The 3,060-nt window shown below is 49.8% G+C and carries 1 rRNA gene; it reads right to left on the minus strand.

The features are described from left to right. Window positions 1-97: 97 nt before the first annotated feature. A 23S ribosomal RNA gene (locus HMPREF2642_RS02865) occupies window positions 98-3,019 on the minus strand. Between the last annotated feature and the right edge of the window lie 41 nt (window positions 3,020-3,060).

Consider the following 3,060-nt stretch of genomic DNA (forward strand, 5'->3'; position numbering starts at 1 on the left):
GTGTGACCTCCTTGCCATTGTCACCAGACAAATGAATGTGTTATACATTCAAAACTAGATAGTAAGTAATGATTTTGCGTCGCAAAACATTTTAATATTGATTAAGTCTTCGATCGATTAGTATTCGTCAGCTCCACGTGTCACCACGCTTCCACCTCGAACCTATTAACCTCGTCATCTTCGAGGGATCTTATAACCGAAGTTGGGAAATCTCATCTTGAGGGGGGCTTCATGCTTAGATGCTTTCAGCACTTATCCCGTCCATACATAGCTACCCAGCTATGCCGTTGGCACGACAACTGGTACACCAGAGGTATGTCCATCCCGGTCCTCTCGTACTAAGGACAGCTCCTCTCAAATTTCCTACGCCCACGACGGATAGGGACCGAACTGTCTCACGACGTTCTGAACCCAGCTCGCGTACCGCTTTAATGGGCGAACAGCCCAACCCTTGGGACCGACTACAGCCCCAGGATGCGATGAGCCGACATCGAGGTGCCAAACCTCCCCGTCGATGTGAACTCTTGGGGGAGATAAGCCTGTTATCCCCGGGGTAGCTTTTATCCGTTGAGCGATGGCCCTTCCATGCGGAACCACCGGATCACTAAGTCCGTCTTTCGACCCTGCTCGACTTGTAGGTCTCGCAGTCAAGCTCCCTTATGCCTTTACACTCTGTGAATGATTTCCAACCATTCTGAGGGAACCTTTGAGCGCCTCCGTTACCTTTTAGGAGGCGACCGCCCCAGTCAAACTGCCCGCCTGACACTGTCTCCCACCACGATAAGTGGTGCGGGTTAGAAAGCCAACACAGCTAGGGTAGTATCCCACCAACGCCTCCACGTAAGCTAGCGCTCACGTTTCAATGGCTCCTACCTATCCTGTACAAGCTGTGCCGAATTTCAATATCAGGCTACAGTAAAGCTCCACGGGGTCTTTCCGTCCTGTCGCGGGTAACCTGCATCTTCACAGGTACTATGATTTCACCGAGTCTCTCGTTGAGACAGTGCCCAAATCGTTACGCCTTTCGTGCGGGTCGGAACTTACCCGACAAGGAATTTCGCTACCTTAGGACCGTTATAGTTACGGCCGCCGTTTACTGGGGCTTCGATTTGTGGCTTCGCAGAAGCTAACCACTCCTCTTAACCTTCCAGCACCGGGCAGGCGTCAGCCCCTATACATCACCTTACGGTTTAGCAGAGACCTGTGTTTTTGATAAACAGTCGCTTGGGCCTATTCACTGCGGCTCTTCTGGGCGTGAACCCTAAAGAGCACCCCTTCTCCCGAAGTTACGGGGTCATTTTGCCGAGTTCCTTAACGAGAGTTCGCTCGCTCACCTTAGAATTCTCATCTTGACTACCTGTGTCGGTTTGCGGTACGGGCACCTGTTATCTATCTAGAGGCTTTTCTCGGCAGTGTGAAATCAACGACTCGAGGAAACAATTTCCTCTCCCCATCACAGCTCAGCCTAACGAGTGCCGGATTTGCCTAACACTCAGCCTTACTGCTTGGACGTGCACTCCAACAGCACGCTTCGCCTATCCTACTGCGTCCCCCCATCGATTAAAACGATACTAGGTGGTACAGGAATATCAACCTGTTATCCATCGCCTACGCCTGTCGGCCTCAGCTTAGGACCCGACTAACCCAGAGCGGACGAGCCTTCCTCTGGAAACCTTAGTCAATCGGTGGACGGGATTCTCACCCGTCTTTCGCTACTCACACCGGCATTCTCACTTCTAAGCGCTCCACATGTCCTTGCGATCATGCTTCAACGCCCTTAGAACGCTCTCCTACCATTGTCCGAAGGACAATCCACAGCTTCGGTAATATGTTTAGCCCCGGTACATTTTCGGCGCAGTGTCACTCGACTAGTGAGCTATTACGCACTCTTTAAATGATGGCTGCTTCTAAGCCAACATCCTAGTTGTCTGGGCAACGCCACATCCTTTTCCACTTAACATATATTTTGGGACCTTAGCTGGTGGTCTGGGCTGTTTCCCTTTCGAACACGGACCTTATCACCCATGTTCTGACTCCCAAGTTAAATTGATTGGCATTCGGAGTTTGTCTGAATTCGGTAACCCGAGAGGGGCCCCTCGTCCAAACAGTGCTCTACCTCCAATAATCATCACTTGAGGCTAGCCCTAAAGCTATTTCGGAGAGAACCAGCTATCTCCAAGTTCGATTGGAATTTCTCCGCTACCCTCAGTTCATCCGCTCACTTTTCAACGTAAGTCGGTTCGGTCCTCCATTCAGTGTTACCTGAACTTCAACCTGACCAAGGGTAGATCACCTGGTTTCGGGTCTACGACCAAATACTCAACGCCCTATTCAGACTCGCTTTCGCTACGGCTCCACATTCGCTGCTTAACCTTGCATCAGATCGTAACTCGCCGGTTCATTCTACAAAAGGCACGCCATCACCCATAAACGGGCTCTGACTACTTGTAAGCACACGGTTTCAAGTTCTCTTTCACTCCCCTTCCGGGGTACTTTTCACCTTTCCCTCACGGTACTGGTTCACTATCGGTCACTAGAGAGTATTTAGCCTTAGGAGATGGTCCTCCTAGATTCCGACGGAATTTCACGTGCTCCGTCGTACTCAGGATCCACTCAAGAGAGAATATGTTTTCGACTACAGGATTATTACCTTCTTTGATTCATCTTTCCAGATGATTCGTCTAACATGTTCTTTTGTAACTCCGTATAGAGTGTCCTACAACCCCAACAAGCAAGCTTGTTGGTTTGGGCTCTTCCCGTTTCGCTCGCCGCTACTCAGGGAATCGATTTTTCTTTCTCTTCCTCCGGGTACTAAGATGTTTCAGTTCTCCGGGTCTGCCTTCTGACATGCTATGAATTCACATGTCGATAACATGACATAACTCATGTTGGGTTCCCCCATTCGGAAATCTCTGGATCAACGCTTACTTACAGCTACCCAAAGCATATCGTCGTTAGTAACGTCCTTCTTCGGCTTCTAGTGCCAAGGCATCCACCGTGCGCCCTTAATAACTTAATCTATGTTTCCACCATACTTTTAGTCAATCGCTTTCATATCGC

This window comes from Staphylococcus sp. HMSC055A09 (genome assembly GCF_001809655.1).
Classification (GTDB): Bacteria; Bacillota; Bacilli; order Staphylococcales; family Staphylococcaceae; genus Staphylococcus; species Staphylococcus capitis.